The 16,484-nt window shown below is 56.3% G+C and carries 12 protein-coding genes; all 12 read right to left on the bottom strand.

Features of this window, described 5'->3' with window-relative positions:
* Nucleotides 1-101: 101 nt before the first annotated feature.
* The 12 genes from hfq to NSS64_RS10645 all read right to left on the bottom strand — a co-directional run bounded on the left by hfq (nucleotide 102) and on the right by NSS64_RS10645 (nucleotide 16,473).
* Nucleotides 102-341, bottom strand: coding sequence for an RNA chaperone Hfq (hfq, locus tag NSS64_RS10700; RefSeq protein WP_036724623.1), 240 nt, complete (start codon nucleotides 339-341; stop codon nucleotides 102-104).
* Nucleotides 342-360: 19 nt separating this feature from the next.
* Nucleotides 361-1,341 carry a tRNA (adenosine(37)-N6)-dimethylallyltransferase MiaA gene (miaA, locus tag NSS64_RS10695; protein ID WP_341140058.1) on the bottom strand — a complete coding sequence of 327 codons (981 nt, stop codon included), beginning with the start codon at nucleotides 1,339-1,341 and terminating at the stop codon, nucleotides 361-363.
* Entirely contained in the window at nucleotides 1,331-2,110 is a 780-nt protein-coding gene (locus NSS64_RS10690; RefSeq protein WP_340940257.1) for a class I SAM-dependent methyltransferase, read from the bottom strand. The genes miaA and NSS64_RS10690 overlap by 11 nt, the downstream gene beginning before the upstream one ends.
* A 41-nt stretch (nucleotides 2,111-2,151) precedes the next feature.
* Nucleotides 2,152-4,257, bottom strand: a complete 2,106-nt coding sequence (mutL, locus tag NSS64_RS10685; protein WP_341140057.1) for a DNA mismatch repair endonuclease MutL — start codon at nucleotides 4,255-4,257, stop codon at nucleotides 2,152-2,154.
* Between the two features lie 640 nt (nucleotides 4,258-4,897).
* Nucleotides 4,898-7,756 carry a DNA mismatch repair protein MutS gene (gene mutS / locus NSS64_RS10680; protein ID WP_341140056.1) on the bottom strand — a complete coding sequence of 953 codons (2,859 nt, stop codon included), beginning with the start codon at nucleotides 7,754-7,756 and terminating at the stop codon, nucleotides 4,898-4,900.
* 1,579 nt (nucleotides 7,757-9,335) lie between these two features.
* Nucleotides 9,336-10,274 (bottom strand): putative amidoligase domain-containing protein, encoded by a 939-nt coding sequence (locus NSS64_RS10675; RefSeq protein WP_341140055.1) that lies wholly within the window; start codon nucleotides 10,272-10,274, stop codon nucleotides 9,336-9,338.
* A gap of 413 nt (nucleotides 10,275-10,687) precedes the next feature.
* Entirely contained in the window at nucleotides 10,688-11,332 is a 645-nt protein-coding gene (locus NSS64_RS10670) for a hypothetical protein (RefSeq protein WP_341140054.1), read from the bottom strand.
* A gap of 372 nt (nucleotides 11,333-11,704) precedes the next feature.
* Nucleotides 11,705-12,262: an outer spore coat protein CotE gene (locus tag NSS64_RS10665; protein ID WP_076085230.1), complete on the bottom strand. Its 558-nt coding sequence runs from the start codon at nucleotides 12,260-12,262 to the stop codon at nucleotides 11,705-11,707.
* Between the two features lie 357 nt (nucleotides 12,263-12,619).
* Complete coding sequence (locus NSS64_RS10660) at nucleotides 12,620-13,639, bottom strand: HD-GYP domain-containing protein (RefSeq protein ID WP_036699042.1); 1,020 nt, start codon at nucleotides 13,637-13,639, stop codon at nucleotides 12,620-12,622.
* 136 nt (nucleotides 13,640-13,775) lie between these two features.
* Nucleotides 13,776-14,765 carry an aromatic acid exporter family protein gene (locus NSS64_RS10655; protein WP_340940250.1) on the bottom strand — a complete coding sequence of 330 codons (990 nt, stop codon included), beginning with the start codon at nucleotides 14,763-14,765 and terminating at the stop codon, nucleotides 13,776-13,778.
* 95 nt (nucleotides 14,766-14,860) lie between these two features.
* Entirely contained in the window at nucleotides 14,861-15,613 is a 753-nt protein-coding gene (locus NSS64_RS10650) for an ABC transporter permease (RefSeq protein WP_445322071.1), read from the bottom strand.
* A gap of 80 nt (nucleotides 15,614-15,693) precedes the next feature.
* Entirely contained in the window at nucleotides 15,694-16,473 is a 780-nt protein-coding gene (locus NSS64_RS10645; protein ID WP_076085221.1) for an ABC transporter ATP-binding protein, read from the bottom strand.
* Nucleotides 16,474-16,484: the final 11 nt, after the last annotated feature.

Raw genomic sequence — 16,484 nt, 5'->3', positions numbered from 1 at the left:
ATGTTCACGAATGAAAAGAACAACCTTCGCAGGTTGCTCTCTCGCACTCTCTATTCAAACGATTTATAAACAAAAAGGTTTCGCTTCAAGACGGTAAAATCTTAATTCTCGCTGTTGTTGTCCTGCATCAGTGATACGCTCCGCTGCGGCGTAAATGTGGAGATCGCATGCTTGTACACCATCTGCTGGCGCCCGTCACTGTCGATGACAATGGTGAAGTTGTCGAACGCTTTGATAATTCCCCGGATTTGAAAGCCGTTGGTCAAATATACTGTAGCAGGGATATTCTCTTTGCGCAGCTGGTTCAAGAACGTATCTTGAATATTAATGGACTTGTTCATATGACGTACCCCCAATGGTTCAATTAGATTGTTCAGAAGTATATTCAAGACCTGTGAGAAACTTTCCTGCTATTATACCATTTAATTTCGCAAAATTCTCAGAAAAGTTTTGGCTCTCCAGGACGTCAATCCACTGAATCTCCTTCATGTGGCGAAACCATGACAACTGCCGCTTGGCAAACCGGCGGGTGTCACGCTTCAGCAGCACCACGGCTTCCGCAAGCGTCATCTCCCTCTCCAGGTAAGCGGCAATTTCCTTGTAGCCCAAACCCTGCATAGACACAAGACTCCTGCCGTAGCCTTGATCCAGCAGCTGCTGCACCTCAGACACGAGGCCATCCGCCAGCATCTGATCGATTCGCTCTTCAATACGTTTATATAGTATTTTCCGGTCCATTGTCAAACCGATCAGGCATAATTCATAGGGAGACTCCTTCTTCTGGACGGCCAGCGAGTCGGATAACGGGACGTTCGTCTGGTGATAAATCTCCAGCGCGCGGATGATCCGCCTGCGGTCATTGGGATGCAGCCGCTCCGCGCTGGCCGGGTCTACCGCTGCCAGCCGGGCATGCAGGGCATCAGCCCCATGCTCCTCGGCATAGGCCTCCTGCTGCTCGCGAAAAGCCTCGTCAGCCACCGCTTCGGAGAAGCGGAAGCCGTAGCATAACGATTCAATATACAGTCCAGTACCGCCCACAATAAAAGGTAGCTTGCCTCGCGCGCTGATCTCCTCGATCAGCCGGGCACCCTGCTCCTGGAATTCAGCCGTGGAATACGCATCCTGCGGATCATGAATATCAATCAGATGATGGGGGATGCCCTTCATCTCCTCCGGCGTAATCTTGGCCGTACCAATATCCATCCCGCGGTAGACCTGCATCGAATCCCCGGAGATGATCTCGGCTCCGTGGGCCTCGGCCAGCTCCAGACTCAGTCTGGTCTTTCCGACCGCTGTCGGACCCAGCAGTACAAGCACTTTGCGTTTCTTCTTAGTTGTCAATGGTAATCACCCCGTACGATGTTTTGGCATTGGCCCGCAGCAGCTCCTTGAAGCCCAGCCGGGTGAACTCTCCGCTCAGCGCCTTCTCCTTCAGCAGCACCGTCTTGCGCGCAACCCTGGTTGCCTCAGCCACGCTATCAGCTGACAATGCAGCCGGATTCGCGAATTGCCGCAGCGGCGAGATCGCCGCCGAATCCGTCAGCGGCACCCGGAACATCGGATCGAAGTAGACAATGTCTATGCTCTTGTCCGGCTGGGCCCGCAGATATTCCAGGTGATCCCCGTGCCGCACATCAATACGGCGCAGGGCCTCGTTCACCTTCACCTGGCCGGATACATAGCCGCTCATCCCTTCCAGCAGGAGGGCGTACAGCGGCAGCGAGCTCTCCAGCGCCGTCACCTTGGAGGTCTCCCCACCGGTGACGGCGAACAGCAGCGAATCCGCTCCGAGTCCGGCCGTGCAGTCCAGCACGCTATCACCGGGGAGCATGCCTGCGGCATCGATCATAGGGTCGGGCTCGCCTCTTAAGATTCTTTTGGCGCGGACAAACCCCATGCTGGGATGGAATTCCATCGGCGGCATTCCCGGCGTAATCAGCCGAACGGCCTCCTGCAGAACCACCAGAACCTGTTCGTCCCCGTAATGCTCCACCAGCTTGCCCATCGAGAATTTCGCTCTCGGAGCATAGGCGCAGCCTGTGCGGTCCGCAAGCTCCCGGGCCCGGGCCACCACTTGCGGTATCGGGTCAAAGCCCGTAGTTATAATCATGTTGCCTCCGTTCTGCACTCTATAAATGTACAATATAGCCACTACATAACGCGCTTAAACAGCTTCTCCAGATCATAGGCCGAGAACGACACAACGATCGGGCGTCCATGCGGGCAGGTATAAGGCTGACGGCAGGCCGCGAGCCTCGTGAGGAGCGATTCCACTTCCAGCTCTGTAAGCTTCTGGTTGGCTTTGATGGAAGCCTTGCAGGAGCAGAGAATGGAGGATTTCTCACGCAGCTTGGCGAGGTCAATCGACCGTTCACTCAGCACCCACTCCGCCATCTCTTCGATGACCGCCTTCTCATCCCCTTCCGGGAACCAGTACGGCAAGGAACGGACCAGGAAGGTCTGCCCGCCAAAATGCTCAAGCACGACCCCCGCCTGCTCGAACCAGTGCAGCCGTTCGCTAAGCTGCCTGCTCTCCGAAGGCGTGAACTCCAGCGTAATCGGCAGCAAAAGCTCCTGTGAGGCATCTTCAGGCTTGCCGAATTTCTCATAATAAAATTCATAATTCACCCGCTCATGCGCAGCGTGCTGGTCAATCAGGTACAATCCGCTGTCATTCTGGGCGATAATATAGGTTCCGTGGTGCTGGCCGATATAATTCAGCTCGGGGAACTGTGGAAGACCAGTGCCGGTCTGCTCCGCAGGAGCGTATAGCTCCCCGGCCGCCTGCTGCTGCCCCCGGCCAGCGATGGCTGCCGGAGGGCGGTAGCTGTCGCGGGGGCCGGAGGACGGCTGACGGTATGAACCCTGGGCGGCGTTCCCGCCGCTGTAAGCAGCGGCCGTCTCTCTGGCCTGCTGCTGCTCCTGTGCATTGCTGCCGCTATAAGGCCGGGTATTCCCGGATGCTTGGGAAGCCGCATAAGGGCCTTCTGCGGCTGGAGCGGCAGCGCCCGTTAATGGACCAGCGCTGCCAGAGAACGGAGCGCCGCTCCCTCCGCTGGAAGGCAGCTGGTTGCCCACTGCGACGCCAGCACCGCCAGGCATTCCCTGGCCGTTGCTGCGCGGAGCTGCTGACATATCCGCACCGCCCGCTTCCGTGCCTTGCTGGATATTGCCCGGAGCTGCGCCTTTGGAGAAGGCGAATTGCTCCTGAATGAAGGAGCTGCTGTTCTTGCCGCCGATGATCTCCTTGGTGGGGCGCGGAATCAGGCTCTGGCCCATCAGCAGCGAGCGGAGCTGCTGTTCTATGAAGCCGTACAGCTCGGGTTCCTTGCTGAAGCGCACTTCAAGCTTGGCCGGATGGACGTTGACATCCACGAGTGACGGGTGCATCTCCAGCTTCAGGACCAGCAGCGGATAACGGTTAATCGGCAGCAGCGTATGGTAAGCGCGCATGATGGCCGCGTTCAGCCCGTTGCTGCGGATGTAACGTCCCCCGACCAGCGTCGTCACCGCATTGCGGTTCGAGCGTGTCCACTCGGGACGGCTGATATAGCCGGAGATCCGGAAGTCCGGATCTTCCGCCGACACAGGGAGCATGGCCTTAGCCGCTGAGGTGCCGTATACAGCAGCAATCACCTGCAGCAGGTCTCCGTTGCCCAGCGTATGCAGCAATTGATTGCTGTTATGCTGGAGGGTGAAGGAGATATCCGGGTGGGCCAGCGCCATCCGGTACATGGCATCCGAGATATGGCCCAGCTCGGTCTGGATGCTCTTCATATACTTCAGGCGGGCAGGCGTATTATAGAACAGCTCCCGCACGGTAAGGTCACTGCCTTGGCCGGAAGCTGCATCTTCATTACGGATCAGCCTGCCGCCCTCAATGTCCAGCACCCGTCCCTTCCCGTCGTCTCCGCTTGCGGTCAGCAGCGTCAGCTTCGATACCGCTGCGATACTCGCCAGCGCTTCTCCACGGAAGCCGAGACTGGTGATCAGGAATAGATCACGGCCGCTGGCAATTTTGCTGGTCGCATGGCGGTAGAAGGCGGTCTCGCAGTCCTCCGGCTCGATCCCCGAGCCGTTATCCTTCACCCGGATGCTCTGCAGTCCCCCCTCTTCCACAGAGACTTCAATGCGGGTGCTGCCCGCATCGATCGCGTTCTCGACCAGCTCTTTCACCACAGAAGCAGGACGCTCGACTACCTCCCCGGCAGCAATCTGGTTGGCAATATGCTCATCCAGCACATGAATTTTGGCCATATTCGTTCACCCCGCATGTATTTATTTTATAGATAATATTGAACATTAACGCACTGTAAAAACCTTATTCGGACAAGTAGAAACGGCTTTGCTGTCCTTTGCGGTCCTTTTAAAGGACGTACCGTATCAGTGAGATAAACATTCTAACCGATGAATAAGATTACCTTCGCGCGAGCACAACGTATGCTGTTTTTCACATATATTCGGACCGTGTGCCTGCTTGAGAACACAATGTATGTTGTTTTTCACATAAATTCGGGCCGTGCGCTGCTTGCGAGCACATTGTATGTTGTTTTTCACATATATTCGGGCTGTGTGCCTGCTTGCGAACAAAATGTATGTTGTTTTTCACATACATTTAGGCCATATGCCTGCTTGTGAGCACAATGTATGCTGTTTTTCACAAACATCGGGCCGTATGCCTGCTTGCGAGCACAATGTATGCTGTTTTTCACATACATTCGGGCCGTGTGGCTGCTTGCGACCACAATGTATGCTGTTTTTCACATATATTCGGGCTGTGTGCCTGCTTGCGAACACAATGTATGCTGTTTTTCACATATATTTGCTACTTATTCCGCTGTAACAGCCAATCGTATTCGGTTTTAAGCACACCTTCAACGGCAGCAGTTCCGCTGAACTACAGCTCCCTTGCCTTCAGCTTCAGCTCATTCAAGAGGCCCATCGCCTGCAGCGGGGTCATGTTCATCAGATCCGCGCCTTGCACGGCGGTGATTAGCTCTTTGAGCAGCGGATTGTCTTTAACGGCAGATGCCACGGCTCCGCCCTTGCGGTTCTTGCGCGGCTCTTCCTCGCCAAAGATAGACAGCTGTACCACTTCATTGTCCTCTTCCTCTACAGGAGAAGCAAGGGTAACGGCAGCTTCACGCTGTCCGGCAGCCATAGAAGCTGCGGCTTCGGAAGACGGGTCCGAATGGGCTGAAGCTTGGGTGGTGCGTTCAGCCGAATAGGACTGGCTGCCTGGGGCAGCTCCTTCTCCGGCATCCGGCGTCTGCGCAGCGGTAGCCTGATGCTCCTGTATAACCGTTCCGCTCCCGCTCCGGTCACTGTAACCCGTGCCGTAATTCAGCGATGTACTGCCCGGCGGAGAAGCCTGTTCAATGCTCTGGAGCAGCCCGTAAGCCCGGTCAATAATTCCTTCAGGCAATCCAGCCAGCCTTGCACAATAGATCCCGTAGCTGCTGTCCGCAGCTCCCGGCACAAGCTTGCGGAGGAAGTTCACCTTGTCGCCGCTCTCCTGGACCGCCATCGAATAATTCCGCAGCCCCTCAAGGCTCTGCTCCAGATGGGCCAGCTCATGGAAATGTGTGGAGACCAGTGCCTTGCAGGCAATGGTATCATGCACATATTCGATCACCGCCTGGGCAATCGCCATCCCCTCGCTGGTTGAAGTCCCCCGGCCCAGTTCATCGATGATGATCAGGCTGCGGGCGGTGGCTTTCTCGGTCATGACCTGAATATCAGCCATCTCGACCATGAACGTGCTCTGGCCGCCGATCAGGTCATCCGCTGCACCGATCCGCGTGAATATGCGGTCGATCAGCGCCACCTCGGCGCTGGCTGCAGGCACGAAGCAGCCGATCTGGGCCATGATGCAGATGAGCGCCACCTGGCGCATATACGTGCTTTTGCCGGCCATGTTCGGTCCTGTAATCAGCAGGATATTGCCCTCGTCCTTGCTTAGCGTGCTCCCGTTCGCAATGAATGCCGAATCCTTCAGCACCGCCTCCACAACCGGATGGCGTCCGCCTTCAACCCGCAGATCATAGCTGTCGGACAGCTTGGGCTTCACGAACCGGTGCTCCGCACTGACTGCTGCAAGGCACTGATACACATCAATCTCTGCCACCTTCTCGGCCAGCGCCTGCAGGCGCGGAACCTGGCTGCTGATCCGCTCGCGCAGCTCGGTGAACAGACTGTATTCCAGATCTGTCATCTTATCCTGGGCCTCCAGGATCAGCGCTTCCTTCTCCTTCAGCTCCGGGGTGACATACCGCTCGGCATTAGCCAGTGTCTGCTTGCGCTCATAGCGGCCTTCCGGCAGCGCGGACAGATTGGAGCGGGTGATTTCTATATAATAGCCGAAGACTTTGTTGTAGCCGATCTTGAGGGATTTGATCCCGGTCACCTGGCGTTCCTTCGCTTCAAGCTCGGCAATCCAGCGCTTGCCGCTGCTGCTGGCTTCCCGCAGCTCGTCCAGACGCTCATGGTAGCCCGCGCGGATGATTCCGCCGTCACGTACGGATACCGGTGCATCCTCCACAATCGCCCGCTCGATATCCTCACGGAGCTCCGCGCATTCATCCATGGAAGCACCGATCTCCCTTAAGGTGGACGAGCCAGAGGTCAGGCACATCTCCTTCAGCGCAGGAATCTGAGCCAGGGACAGCCTCAGTGCGTTCATATCGCGCCCGTTTGCGCTGCCGAAGGCAATCCGCCCGACCAGCCGCTCCAGATCGTAGATCTCCTTCAGCGCCCCGCGCAGATCCTCGCGGACGATGAACTGGTTATACAGATAGTCGACGGCTTCCAGACGGCGCTCAATCGGCGCGCGCTGCAAGAGCGGCTTATCAATCCGGCGGCGCAGCAGGCGGCCGCCCATCGAGGTCTCGGTGCGGTCCAGGAGCCAGAGCAGCGAGCCTTTTTTGGAGCGTTCCCTCACGGTCTCGGTCAGCTCCAGATTCCGCCGGGTGAACGGATCGAGAATCATATAATTTCCCGGCTCGTAAGGTGAGATCTGGGTAAGCTGTCCGAGTGAACGCCGCTGGGTCTCGCTGAAATAGGAGATCAGCAGCGCCAGCACACGGCCGCGCTCCTTCTCCAGCCGGACCCAGGCCGCTTCGCCGAACTGGCGGCGGGCCAGCGCCTCCTCCTGCTTGTCCCACGGCGTATAGACCACAGGCTTGGCCAGCAGGGAAGCTTCACTGCGCAGCTCCTCCAGCAGGGCCGAATCCCCGATAATCTCTGCAGGCTCGTAGATGCCGATCTCGTCGCGCAGCCACTCGGTGCTTGCGAGTACCGATGTGACATACAGCTCACCTGTCGTTAAATCGCAGGCAGCCAGCGCCATCATCCCGTCTTCCTCTGTTACGCAGACGAGGTAGTTGTTGCTTTTGTCCGAAATAATCTTGCCGTCCATCACGGTACCCGGTGTTACGACCCGGACGATATCGCGGCGGACCATCCCTTTAGTCACGGCAGGATCATCCAGCTGCTCGCAGATCGCGACCTTGTAGCCCTTCTCGATCAGTCGCTGTATGTACCCCTCGGCGGCATGATACGGTACACCGCACATCGGAATCTTTTCCCCGATCCCGCCATCGCGGCCTGTTAATGTAATCTCAAGCTCTTTGGATGCAAGCAGCGCATCCTCGAAGAACATCTCATAGAAATCGCCCAAGCGAAAGAAAAGGAAAGCGTCTTTAGCCCCTTCCTTGACTTTGAGATACTGCTGAATCATCGGCGTATAGTTTGCCATCGTCTACCTCCATACCTACTTCATACTGTTCTCTATTATAGCAGAAACTCCGCTCCCCGGGTTACCCCTGGCACGCCCGCAAAGGTTCCTAAAAGTTGGTGGGGGTATTCAGGGGGATGTCGGGCGGGCTGGCGCTTGGGGATTAGGGGTTTGTGGGGGGAGGCTTGAATGTGAGTGTGTGAGATATATTAGTTGGGGGGTGGGAGGAATGTGGAGATGTTGGGGCGGGTGTAAGGGCGGGGTGAGACGGAATGCGGGACTGTGCGGGGATGTAGGGAGCGTGAGTAACTTGGGGGGATGCGAGTGTTAAGGGCTGAGTGAGGCGGAGTACGGGGCTGTACGGGAATGTGCGGAGCGTGAGTAACTTGGGGGCGAGTGTTAGGGGCTGAGTGAGGCGGAGTACGGGGCTGTGCGGAGCGTGAGTAACTTGGGGGATGCGAGTGTTAGGGGCTGAGTGAGGCGGAATGCGGGGCGGGGCAAGGCTGTGGGGAGCGTGAGTAACTTGGGGGGATTCGAGTGTTAGGGGCTGAGTGAGGCGGAGTACGGGGTTGTGCGGGGATGTGGGTGAGCAGTAAGAGCGGCTGAGAATGTTTGGTCAGAGTGCGGGCTATATGTGGTGGGAATACAGGTGAGAATACTTGGTCCAGATGCGTATACGCGAGTGCGAGTGCGGAGTGGCAAATGCGGATGCTTGTGTGAGTGCGAAATATGGTGACGGAGGCTCAGGCAAGCATAGTCAGGTATGGTGATGAGAGTTCCTGGCAGGTTTTTTATTCTATTGTAGTTTGTGCATTAGATGGCCCTGTAATTGTCTGAAAAATAGGATCTATTGCACTTCGTACATTAGAAATCCTTAAAAGCAGAGTTTTCGGACCAAATCCCAGAAATCTAATGTACGAACTACACCAGAATGGATCTCAGCGCTGGCAAACGGCGATTCTGCTGCAGTAAATGCAATCACTCAGATAATCAGCTTTGTTAATCACTTCGTTAATTACTTCAACAGACCCATATAGTTGCGATAGCGGGATTAAAATAGTAACTTGCACTGGTAAGAATACGTCAGATTTTTATTAGTGGAAGTAACGAACAGCAGTTTGACCAACCGCATCTTGAGGTTCTTCTGTGTCCCCTTTATATACAAGCTACAGTGGTATACATAATTGTAATTTGTACAACTAAAATGTCCGATATTCCACCGACTATCCGTTTAGTTGTAGTTTGTACATTTAAAAATCCATCTGTACACGGGTTCACGCCATTCGGGCAAATTTAGTTGTACAGACTACACTTAGAAAAGAAAAAGCTTCTTTTGGAGTGTGTTTAGTTGTACAGAATACACCTATGGCTATGCACCTATCGCTGAAGGTGTGCTTCAAACAAAATTTCATGAATGGGCGCACGTTTGAAGGGAGGATTGGTTGAGTAACTTAGGTAATGGAGAGTAAGCCAGAGTAATTGAGGTACATGAGTACGATTGTTTGTTTAAAAATATAGCCGCCATAGCTTCAGCTTCCCACACCTAGCGGTGCAGAAAAGCTGTAACTGGCGGCTATCGGGACTTGACGGGCGGCGGGCTCTATTGATATGCATCCGCCCGCCCGGAGGGCAGCGCCCCGGAGTCCGGCGGGGCGCTGCGTACCCAGGAGCCGCGGATATCCCGCGACTCATCCCAGCTCTGCTGCTCCGCTATGGCGCGCAGCAGCGGATCAATCCACCGGGCGGCGGCTGCGTAGCCGCCCAGTGCGCGCAGCTGCGCCTCCAGGGGAGGCCAGGCTGTGCGCAGAGGAGATTTGCCGCCGCTGTAGAAGGCGGCATGCAGGTCTTCCCGGTCGAGCGGGCGCAGCGGCAGGTCTTCATAATGGCTCACGATCAGGTGAGCCAGACAGACCGCGCCTTTGGCGATGACCGGGGAGACCAGGAAGCTCGGCAGGGTCCGGTACTCGAAGCCGCCATGCGGCTGCCGCCGGAAATCGCCGAGCACGCCATAGCGGGGACGCCGGGCCGCAGCCCGGATGTCCTCCAGCAGGAACAGGGGCAGCGCTAGATAGTTATCTAGCGCGCGCAGGAGCGGCGCACACAGCGTGACGCCGCTGAAGTGCAGGTGGCCGCCGAGGGCCCAGCCCCGCAGCGGCATACCTCCCGCCCGCCAGCGGAGCGAGCGGTCGGCAATGAGCCGGTCCGCCTCGCGTGCGGCGGACATCAGCTGCGCCAGCAGCGCGCGCGGTTCCCCGCGCGGCGCAGGGCGCAGCTCCGCCACCGGGAACACGCCGCGCGTTCCCGGGGGTCCGGCGTCGCAGCCCGCGACGCCGTCCATGGGCAGGTACCGCGACGCCGGCACGACGCGGCCCGAGGATTCCCGGAGCAGCAGGAACTCCGGGTCCATGCCCATGAGCAGCCCCGGCCGGCCCGGCTGCTCACTGTCAAGCATCCGCTTAAGCGCTGCGGATGCTGACCGGTACGGCTCAGGCAGCGCTCCTGCGGGATCAGGCAGCACCGGAGTGATGCCTGTCACCATATACCTCCGCCCGCCCATGGCCCGCAGCTCCACCTCGCCGCTATCCAGTCCCAGGCTATACAGCGCCCGCACCGCAGTAGTCCGCAGAACCCCCGCAGAACCCCGCAACTCACTTCCCCCGCCACCTAAACTGCCAAACTCTCCCCCTCCACTCACATACTCACCCTGCCCTCCAGCTCCTACCTCACCACTCCCATACTCACCCTGCCCTCTAGCTCCTACTCCACCACTCCCATACTCACCCTGACCCCCAGCTCCTACCCCACCACTCCCATACTCACCCTGACCCCCAGCTCCTACCCCACCACTCCCATACTCACCCTGCCCTCCAGCTCCTACCTCACCACTCCCATACTCACCCTGCCCTCTAGCTCCTACTCCACCACTCCCATACTCTCCCTGCCCCCCAGTTCCTACTCCACCACTCCCATAATCACCCTGCCCCCAGCTCCTACTCCACCACTCCCATAATCACCCTGTCCCCCAGTTCCTACCCCACCACTCCCATAATCACCCTGCCCCCCAGTTCCTACTCCACCACTCCCACACTCACCCTGCCCTCCAACTCCTACTCCATCTCTCTCATTCCCGCCTTGCCCCCCAACTCCTCCCCCGCCACTCCCATACTCACCCTGCCCCCCAGCTCCTACCCCACCACTCCCATATTCACCCTGCCCTCCAGCTCCTACTCCACCACTCCCATAATCACCCTGCCCTCCAGCTCCTACTCCACCACTCCCATAATCACTCTGCCCTCCAGCTCCTACTCCACCACTCCCATCCCCACCCAACCATCCAGCCCCAAGCCCCCCGCCCATAGCCGCCCCCGCTCCAAGGGGCTGGCAGTCCAGCACGGCCAGATTGAAGATGAGCACACGGTAGTGCTGTCTGTAGCTTTCGGAGTCTTGTCCATGCGACTGGGTACGGATGTCTCTTGTATCTTGCCGCCGCGACCCTCTGCCGATAGAATTGGAGTCGGCCTCAATCCCGCAGCGCCGGAGCCTGCGTTCGATCTGCTCCGGCGCAAGCTGCCGGAATACGTTCAGCCCTTCATTCATGTCTAATGCCTCCGCCCATACGAAAATTCCTCAGGGCCGTATCCCCTCGCGCACCGTCCTGTACCGGACAATACCCTTTGAGCGATAAGCCGCTGAGGAAGCCTGACCCCCAATTCATTTCGAAATCGCAATGACGCTATCATTTTACAGCCAAAGCCCACAGACAGTCGCTGCCGCTTCTCCCGCTCCAGCATCCCTCTCCGCTTCATTTCGCCTTGAAGGATAATGCTCAGCGTGAAGCATACATTTAACGTTCAAAAAATTATTTTGCATTTTTAAAAAAAAGAGGGCATTCGCCCTCTACGCCGCTGCCCTCTCATCATATAATGGATCATAACCCACACAGTACTTCAGGCAGCGGCGCATTCCTTCCTAGAGCTCATCATCCAGAGCGTCAGGGTCCATATCATCGTAATCATAGTTCTCGCCTTCAAAATCATAATCCTTGTCTTCCAGATCGTCACTCTGATCACTGACAAACACGCGGAGCTTGGTCTCAGCCACCAGTTCCGCATCGAACTCACGTTCCACCCGGAGTGTCACACTGCCTCCGCCCGGCGATACCCCGGCTTCCACACAATTGGGTTCCTGCGTTGCCTCCGCAGAGACCTGTGCCGTGGAAGCACGGTGTCTCGGGTCGAGGTACGACAATGGAATAAGCTCCACATAGGAGACCGTTTCCTTGGCAACCTCGGTCTGCTTGTTTTTGTCGTACGAATACCAGATGTTCACATCATAGGTACCGATTACTTCGATTCCGTTCCCGGCGGCAACCGCTTCGTACTGGTGGTTAATGATCCAAGCCCCCAGAATACTAGTCGGATGATGTGGCGGAGTCACGGTATGGGTTGCTGTAGAGAACTTACGACCTTTGCCGCAAATTGCCTTCGTAATGATCTCCCTTGTTTGACGTTTATGGCTTAATGACATCTTTGAACCTCCTCCATACAATCATTCACTATCAAGTGTATGCACGTTCTGGGCATTTGTTGATTGTTAGAGTAGAAATAAATTTGGGTAAGCCCTCAGATGCCGTAACTGAAGCCCTTTGCTTCATTTTATTGCCGGATTTAGTCCATTATGAGTCTCCTGACCTGAAAAACAAGTGGAAACGGCATTGCCGTCCTTAAAAGGACGGCACCGTTTCAGCGAGAAATAGAAAGATAATGTATAATGCAAAGACTATAAATTTTTATATTTAACAAAAGTAGCGGCTCCCCCAAACCGGGAAAACCGCTACTTTTTATTGTGCCAACATCTTAAGCCGGGAAGAGCAGAGGCCCCCTGCTAGGAAAGTACACGTACGATGCCAAGCTGCCGGTGGCGGCTGAGATCGATGAAGTCCTCACCGATGTTCACCAGCGGACGCAGCGGGTCATGGGCCAGAATCATAATGATTTTGCCGATCTGCCCGTCCGTCAGGAGCACCTCATTGCCGATCATCGACTGCATCAGCTTATTAATGAATACACTGCAGATATACGGGTCCAGCTTGCCGTAGACGTTCTCGTCCATCTGCTTGAGCACCTCATACAGCGGCGCGGCTGTACGGTAGAACCGGTCCGAAGTCATCGCGTGGAAAATATCCGCCACCGCCACGATCTTGCTGAAATCCGTAATCCGGTGGCCCAGCACGCCGAAGGGATAGCCGCTGCCATCCATCCGCTCATGGTGCTGCAGCGCCACAAGCGCCTGCATATGATTGGTGCCCACCGTATCGCGGATCATCTCATAGCCATAGGTGGTGTGCTTTTTCATCAGGGCATATTCATCCTCACTCAGCGGACCCGGCTTGGTGAGGATCTCGGCCGGAATCATAATTTTGCCGATATCATGAAGCGTCGCAGCAATCGTCAGCATGCTCAGCTCGTCCGGCTTCAGCTTCAGCCATTTGCCGAGCAGCGTAGAGATGATGCCCACCGCCACATTATGCCTGTATGTATAGTCATCCTTAGTCTGCAGCGCAGACAATATTCCGAAGAAATCATTCTTCTCGCTCACCTGCTGGATGAACGGGATCACTTCATTCCTGAGCTCAATCATCGGCAGACGCTTCGTCTTCGTATAACGCAGCTGCTCAAAAATACTCTCCATCGCCGCCGTACAATCATCCACAGCCAGCTGATAGAATGCAGCGCTGTCGACCTGGACCACATCCTGCGGCTCCAGAACAATCTTGTGCTGCGTAATCAGGCGGATATGCTCTCCGGTGAGCAGGGTCAATGCCGGCAAGACAAATACACCGCTATGATTAAAAAGGTTCGCTACCAGCTGTTTGCCGATATATTGATCATTGCTGTTATTCATATTCCTCACCTGCCAGACCAAGATTCTTGGGTTTTGGACATAACTTAAGAGACAAGCTCACTTTGGGTGCTTATGTTTCTTATCGTTATTTTACACCGGAATGTGAATACCTGACACCTAAATTACATGGATTTGCTTATGCTTTGCCTTTCGCAGGCTGCTTGTCCTTAGCCGGACGCAGCTCCACCGGGCTCTTATAGCGCTTGGCAATCTTAAGATACAGCGCAAGCTCGCGGCATAATTGCAGAATCGCGGAGCGGATCTCGAATTCCTCGCGCGAATCCGGCAGCTCCATCTCCTGGAACTCCTGCTGCAGCTCCTCCAGCAGCCGCTCGGTCCGGCCGGTATATTCCTCAGCCAGCACATCGCCGCTTAGCTGGTCGAACAGCTCTGCCACCATATCCCCATGCGGCAGCTGGCGGTACACCTGCGAGAGCAGCTGCATCATATTCTGGATGGACTCCAGCTGCTCCTTGCGCATATAGAAGTACACGTTCCAGGCTTCATCCGGATGAATCACATGATTCTCCATTTCCCTGGAAGCCGCGCTCAGCCCCTTTTGCACGGTCTCCCCTGCCCCGATCAGCTCTTTCCCGTCCCAGATATAGCCGGGATCACGGAGCGTCCTGGCCATCTGCCGGAAGATCACCGAGAAGTAGCCGTCCACCTCCTTGCGGATGCCTGCAATCATCCCGCCGGTCTCCGGCATATAGATGAAGTTCACAAGGCCGGCCGAGCCAAGGCCGATAATCAGCAGCTCCACCTGCTGCAGCAGGATATGAACCGTGATATCAGCTTGTCCAAATACGCGGAACACAATTACCGAGCTGGTGACGATCCCTTCCTTGAAGCCGGCTTTGACAATCAGCGGGAAGCCGAACAATACATACAGTCCGAGTACCCAATAATGAAAGCCCAGGGCGAAGAATAGAATACAGCCCAAAAAGAGTCCCACCAATGAGGCGAAGAAGCGCGCCGAAATCGTGCGTAGACTCCTTTTACGGGTCGTTTCCACCCCGAGAATGGCCAGCAGTCCCGCGCTTTGCGCATTAGGGATACCAGCGGCGGCTGCCAGCAGAATAGACAGCAGAGTTGCAGCCGCCGTTTTAATAATACGAAATCCCATGTGAATATCTCTCCTACACCGTTAAGCTTCATCATTCAAATAAAGATATAGTCATGGTACAAGATTTTGCCAAGAGACACAATATGACATGGTTCTTACCGTCTCGACAGCAGCAGCTTCTCCACATACACCACCAGCTGGTACATGGCCGTAGCCACAGCCGCAATAATGAGCAGACTCGACATCACCAGGGTGAAGTTGAACACCTGAAAGCCGTAGATGATCAGATACCCCAGCCCCGATTTCGCAACCAGAAATTCACCGACAATAACGCCGACCCAGGACATGCCGACATTCACCTTGAGGGTGGAGACCACCGCCGGGAACGACGCCGGGAGAATGACTTTGCAGAACTCCTGGCTTTTGGAGGCGCCGAAGGAGCGGACCACCTTGACCAGATTCGGGTCCACGCTGCAAAAGCTGTTGTACACTACCAGAGTCGTGATAATCACGGTAATAGATAAGGTGGTAATGACAATGGCGGTGAAGCCTGCCCCGAACATTACAATGAAGATCGGGCCCAGCGCCACCTTCGGCATACTGTTGAATACGACCATATAAGGGTCCAGGACGGCGGACAGAAACGGTGACCACCAGATGACGACAGCCAGCAGCGTCCCGATTAAGGTGCCCAGAATAAAGCCCACCGCGGTCTCGCCCACGGTCATTCCCAGATGCGGCCACAGACTGCCGCTGACCATGTCCTCCCAGATCTGACCGAAGACCTTCGTCGGATAACTGAACAGCAGCTCATCGATCCAGCCCATTCTGGCCCCGGCTTCCCAGAGCACGAAGAACACCAGCAGCAGGCTGCTCCGGACCATAAGCACCTGACTTTTGCGGCGCAGCTTCTTCTTCCTGTAATCCGCATGCTTCTGTTCGAGCCACTGCGCACGGGAAGCCGTCTCACGGGGCTGCGCTTCTGTATTCACATCTCTTCCCTCCCTGCCAGCTCCATTTCCTTCCATACCTCGTGAAAAAGCCCGGCGAAGCCCGGCAGGTCCCGCGCATACAGCGGCGGTGTTCTGCGAATCGCTTCCGGAATCTCAAAAATCCTGCGGATTCTGCCCGGATTCGGCTGGAGCAGAATGACCCGGCTGCTGACCGCAATCGCTTCAGACAGGTCATGCGTAACCAGAATCGCCGTGGTTCCCCGGCGCATCAGCGTCTCCGAGACCAGATCCTCCAGCTGCAGCTTAATCTGGTAGTCCAGCGCCGAGAATGGCTCATCGAGCAGCAGCAGGCCGGGGTCGGTAGCCAGTGTCCGCACCAGAGCGACACGCTGGCGCATCCCTCCCGAGAGCTGTGCCGGATAAGCCTGCTCCTTGCCCTCCAGCCCCATATCGGCCAGCAGCTGCAGCGATTTGGCACGAGAGCTTCCGGTGAGCCTTCCGGTCAGCTCCAGCCCGAGCAGCGCGTTATCCTCAATCGTCCTCCAGGGGAAGAGATAGTCCTGCTGGAGCATATAGCCGACCTCCGGCGAAGGTCCTGCGGCCTTACGTCCGCTGAGCAGCACCTCACCGCGTGAAGGCTGCAGCAGCCCGGCGATGATCGACAGAATCGTCGTTTTGCCGCAGCCGCTCGGTCCGACCAGGCTGACGAACTCGCCTTGGCCGACGCTGAGATTCAGATCCTCTATAGCAAGCGAAGCCTCGCGGTCTCCCAGATAGGCGTGCGTGACTTCCTTCAACTCGACTACTGGAAGCATAGTGGTCGGCC

The sequence above is a fragment of the Paenibacillus sp. FSL H8-0122 genome (genome assembly GCF_038005345.1).
In the GTDB taxonomy this organism is placed as follows: domain Bacteria; phylum Bacillota; class Bacilli; order Paenibacillales; family Paenibacillaceae; genus Paenibacillus_AQ.
This window is presented reverse-complemented; position numbering and strand designations above follow the sequence as displayed.

Excerpts from the sequence above, each read along its gene's own strand:
- hfq (WP_036724623.1), bottom strand. The coding sequence starts at position 341 with ATGAACAAGTCCATTAATATTCAAGATACGTTCTTGAACCAGCTGCGC.
- NSS64_RS10690 (WP_340940257.1), bottom strand. The coding sequence starts at position 2,110 with ATGATTATAACTACGGGCTTTGACCCGATACCGCAAGTGGTGGCCCGG.
- mutL (WP_341140057.1), bottom strand. The coding sequence starts at position 4,257 with ATGGCCAAAATTCATGTGCTGGATGAGCATATTGCCAACCAGATTGCT.
- mutS (WP_341140056.1), bottom strand. The coding sequence starts at position 7,756 with ATGGCAAACTATACGCCGATGATTCAGCAGTATCTCAAAGTCAAGGAA.
- NSS64_RS10675 (WP_341140055.1), bottom strand. The coding sequence starts at position 10,274 with ATGGTGACAGGCATCACTCCGGTGCTGCCTGATCCCGCAGGAGCGCTG.
- NSS64_RS10670 (WP_341140054.1), bottom strand. The coding sequence starts at position 11,332 with ATGAATGAAGGGCTGAACGTATTCCGGCAGCTTGCGCCGGAGCAGATC.
- NSS64_RS10665 (WP_076085230.1), bottom strand. The coding sequence starts at position 12,262 with ATGTCATTAAGCCATAAACGTCAAACAAGGGAGATCATTACGAAGGCA.
- NSS64_RS10660 (WP_036699042.1), bottom strand. The coding sequence starts at position 13,639 with ATGAATAACAGCAATGATCAATATATCGGCAAACAGCTGGTAGCGAAC.
- NSS64_RS10655 (WP_340940250.1), bottom strand. The coding sequence starts at position 14,765 with ATGGGATTTCGTATTATTAAAACGGCGGCTGCAACTCTGCTGTCTATT.
- NSS64_RS10645 (WP_076085221.1), bottom strand. The coding sequence starts at position 16,473 with ATGCTTCCAGTAGTCGAGTTGAAGGAAGTCACGCACGCCTATCTGGGA.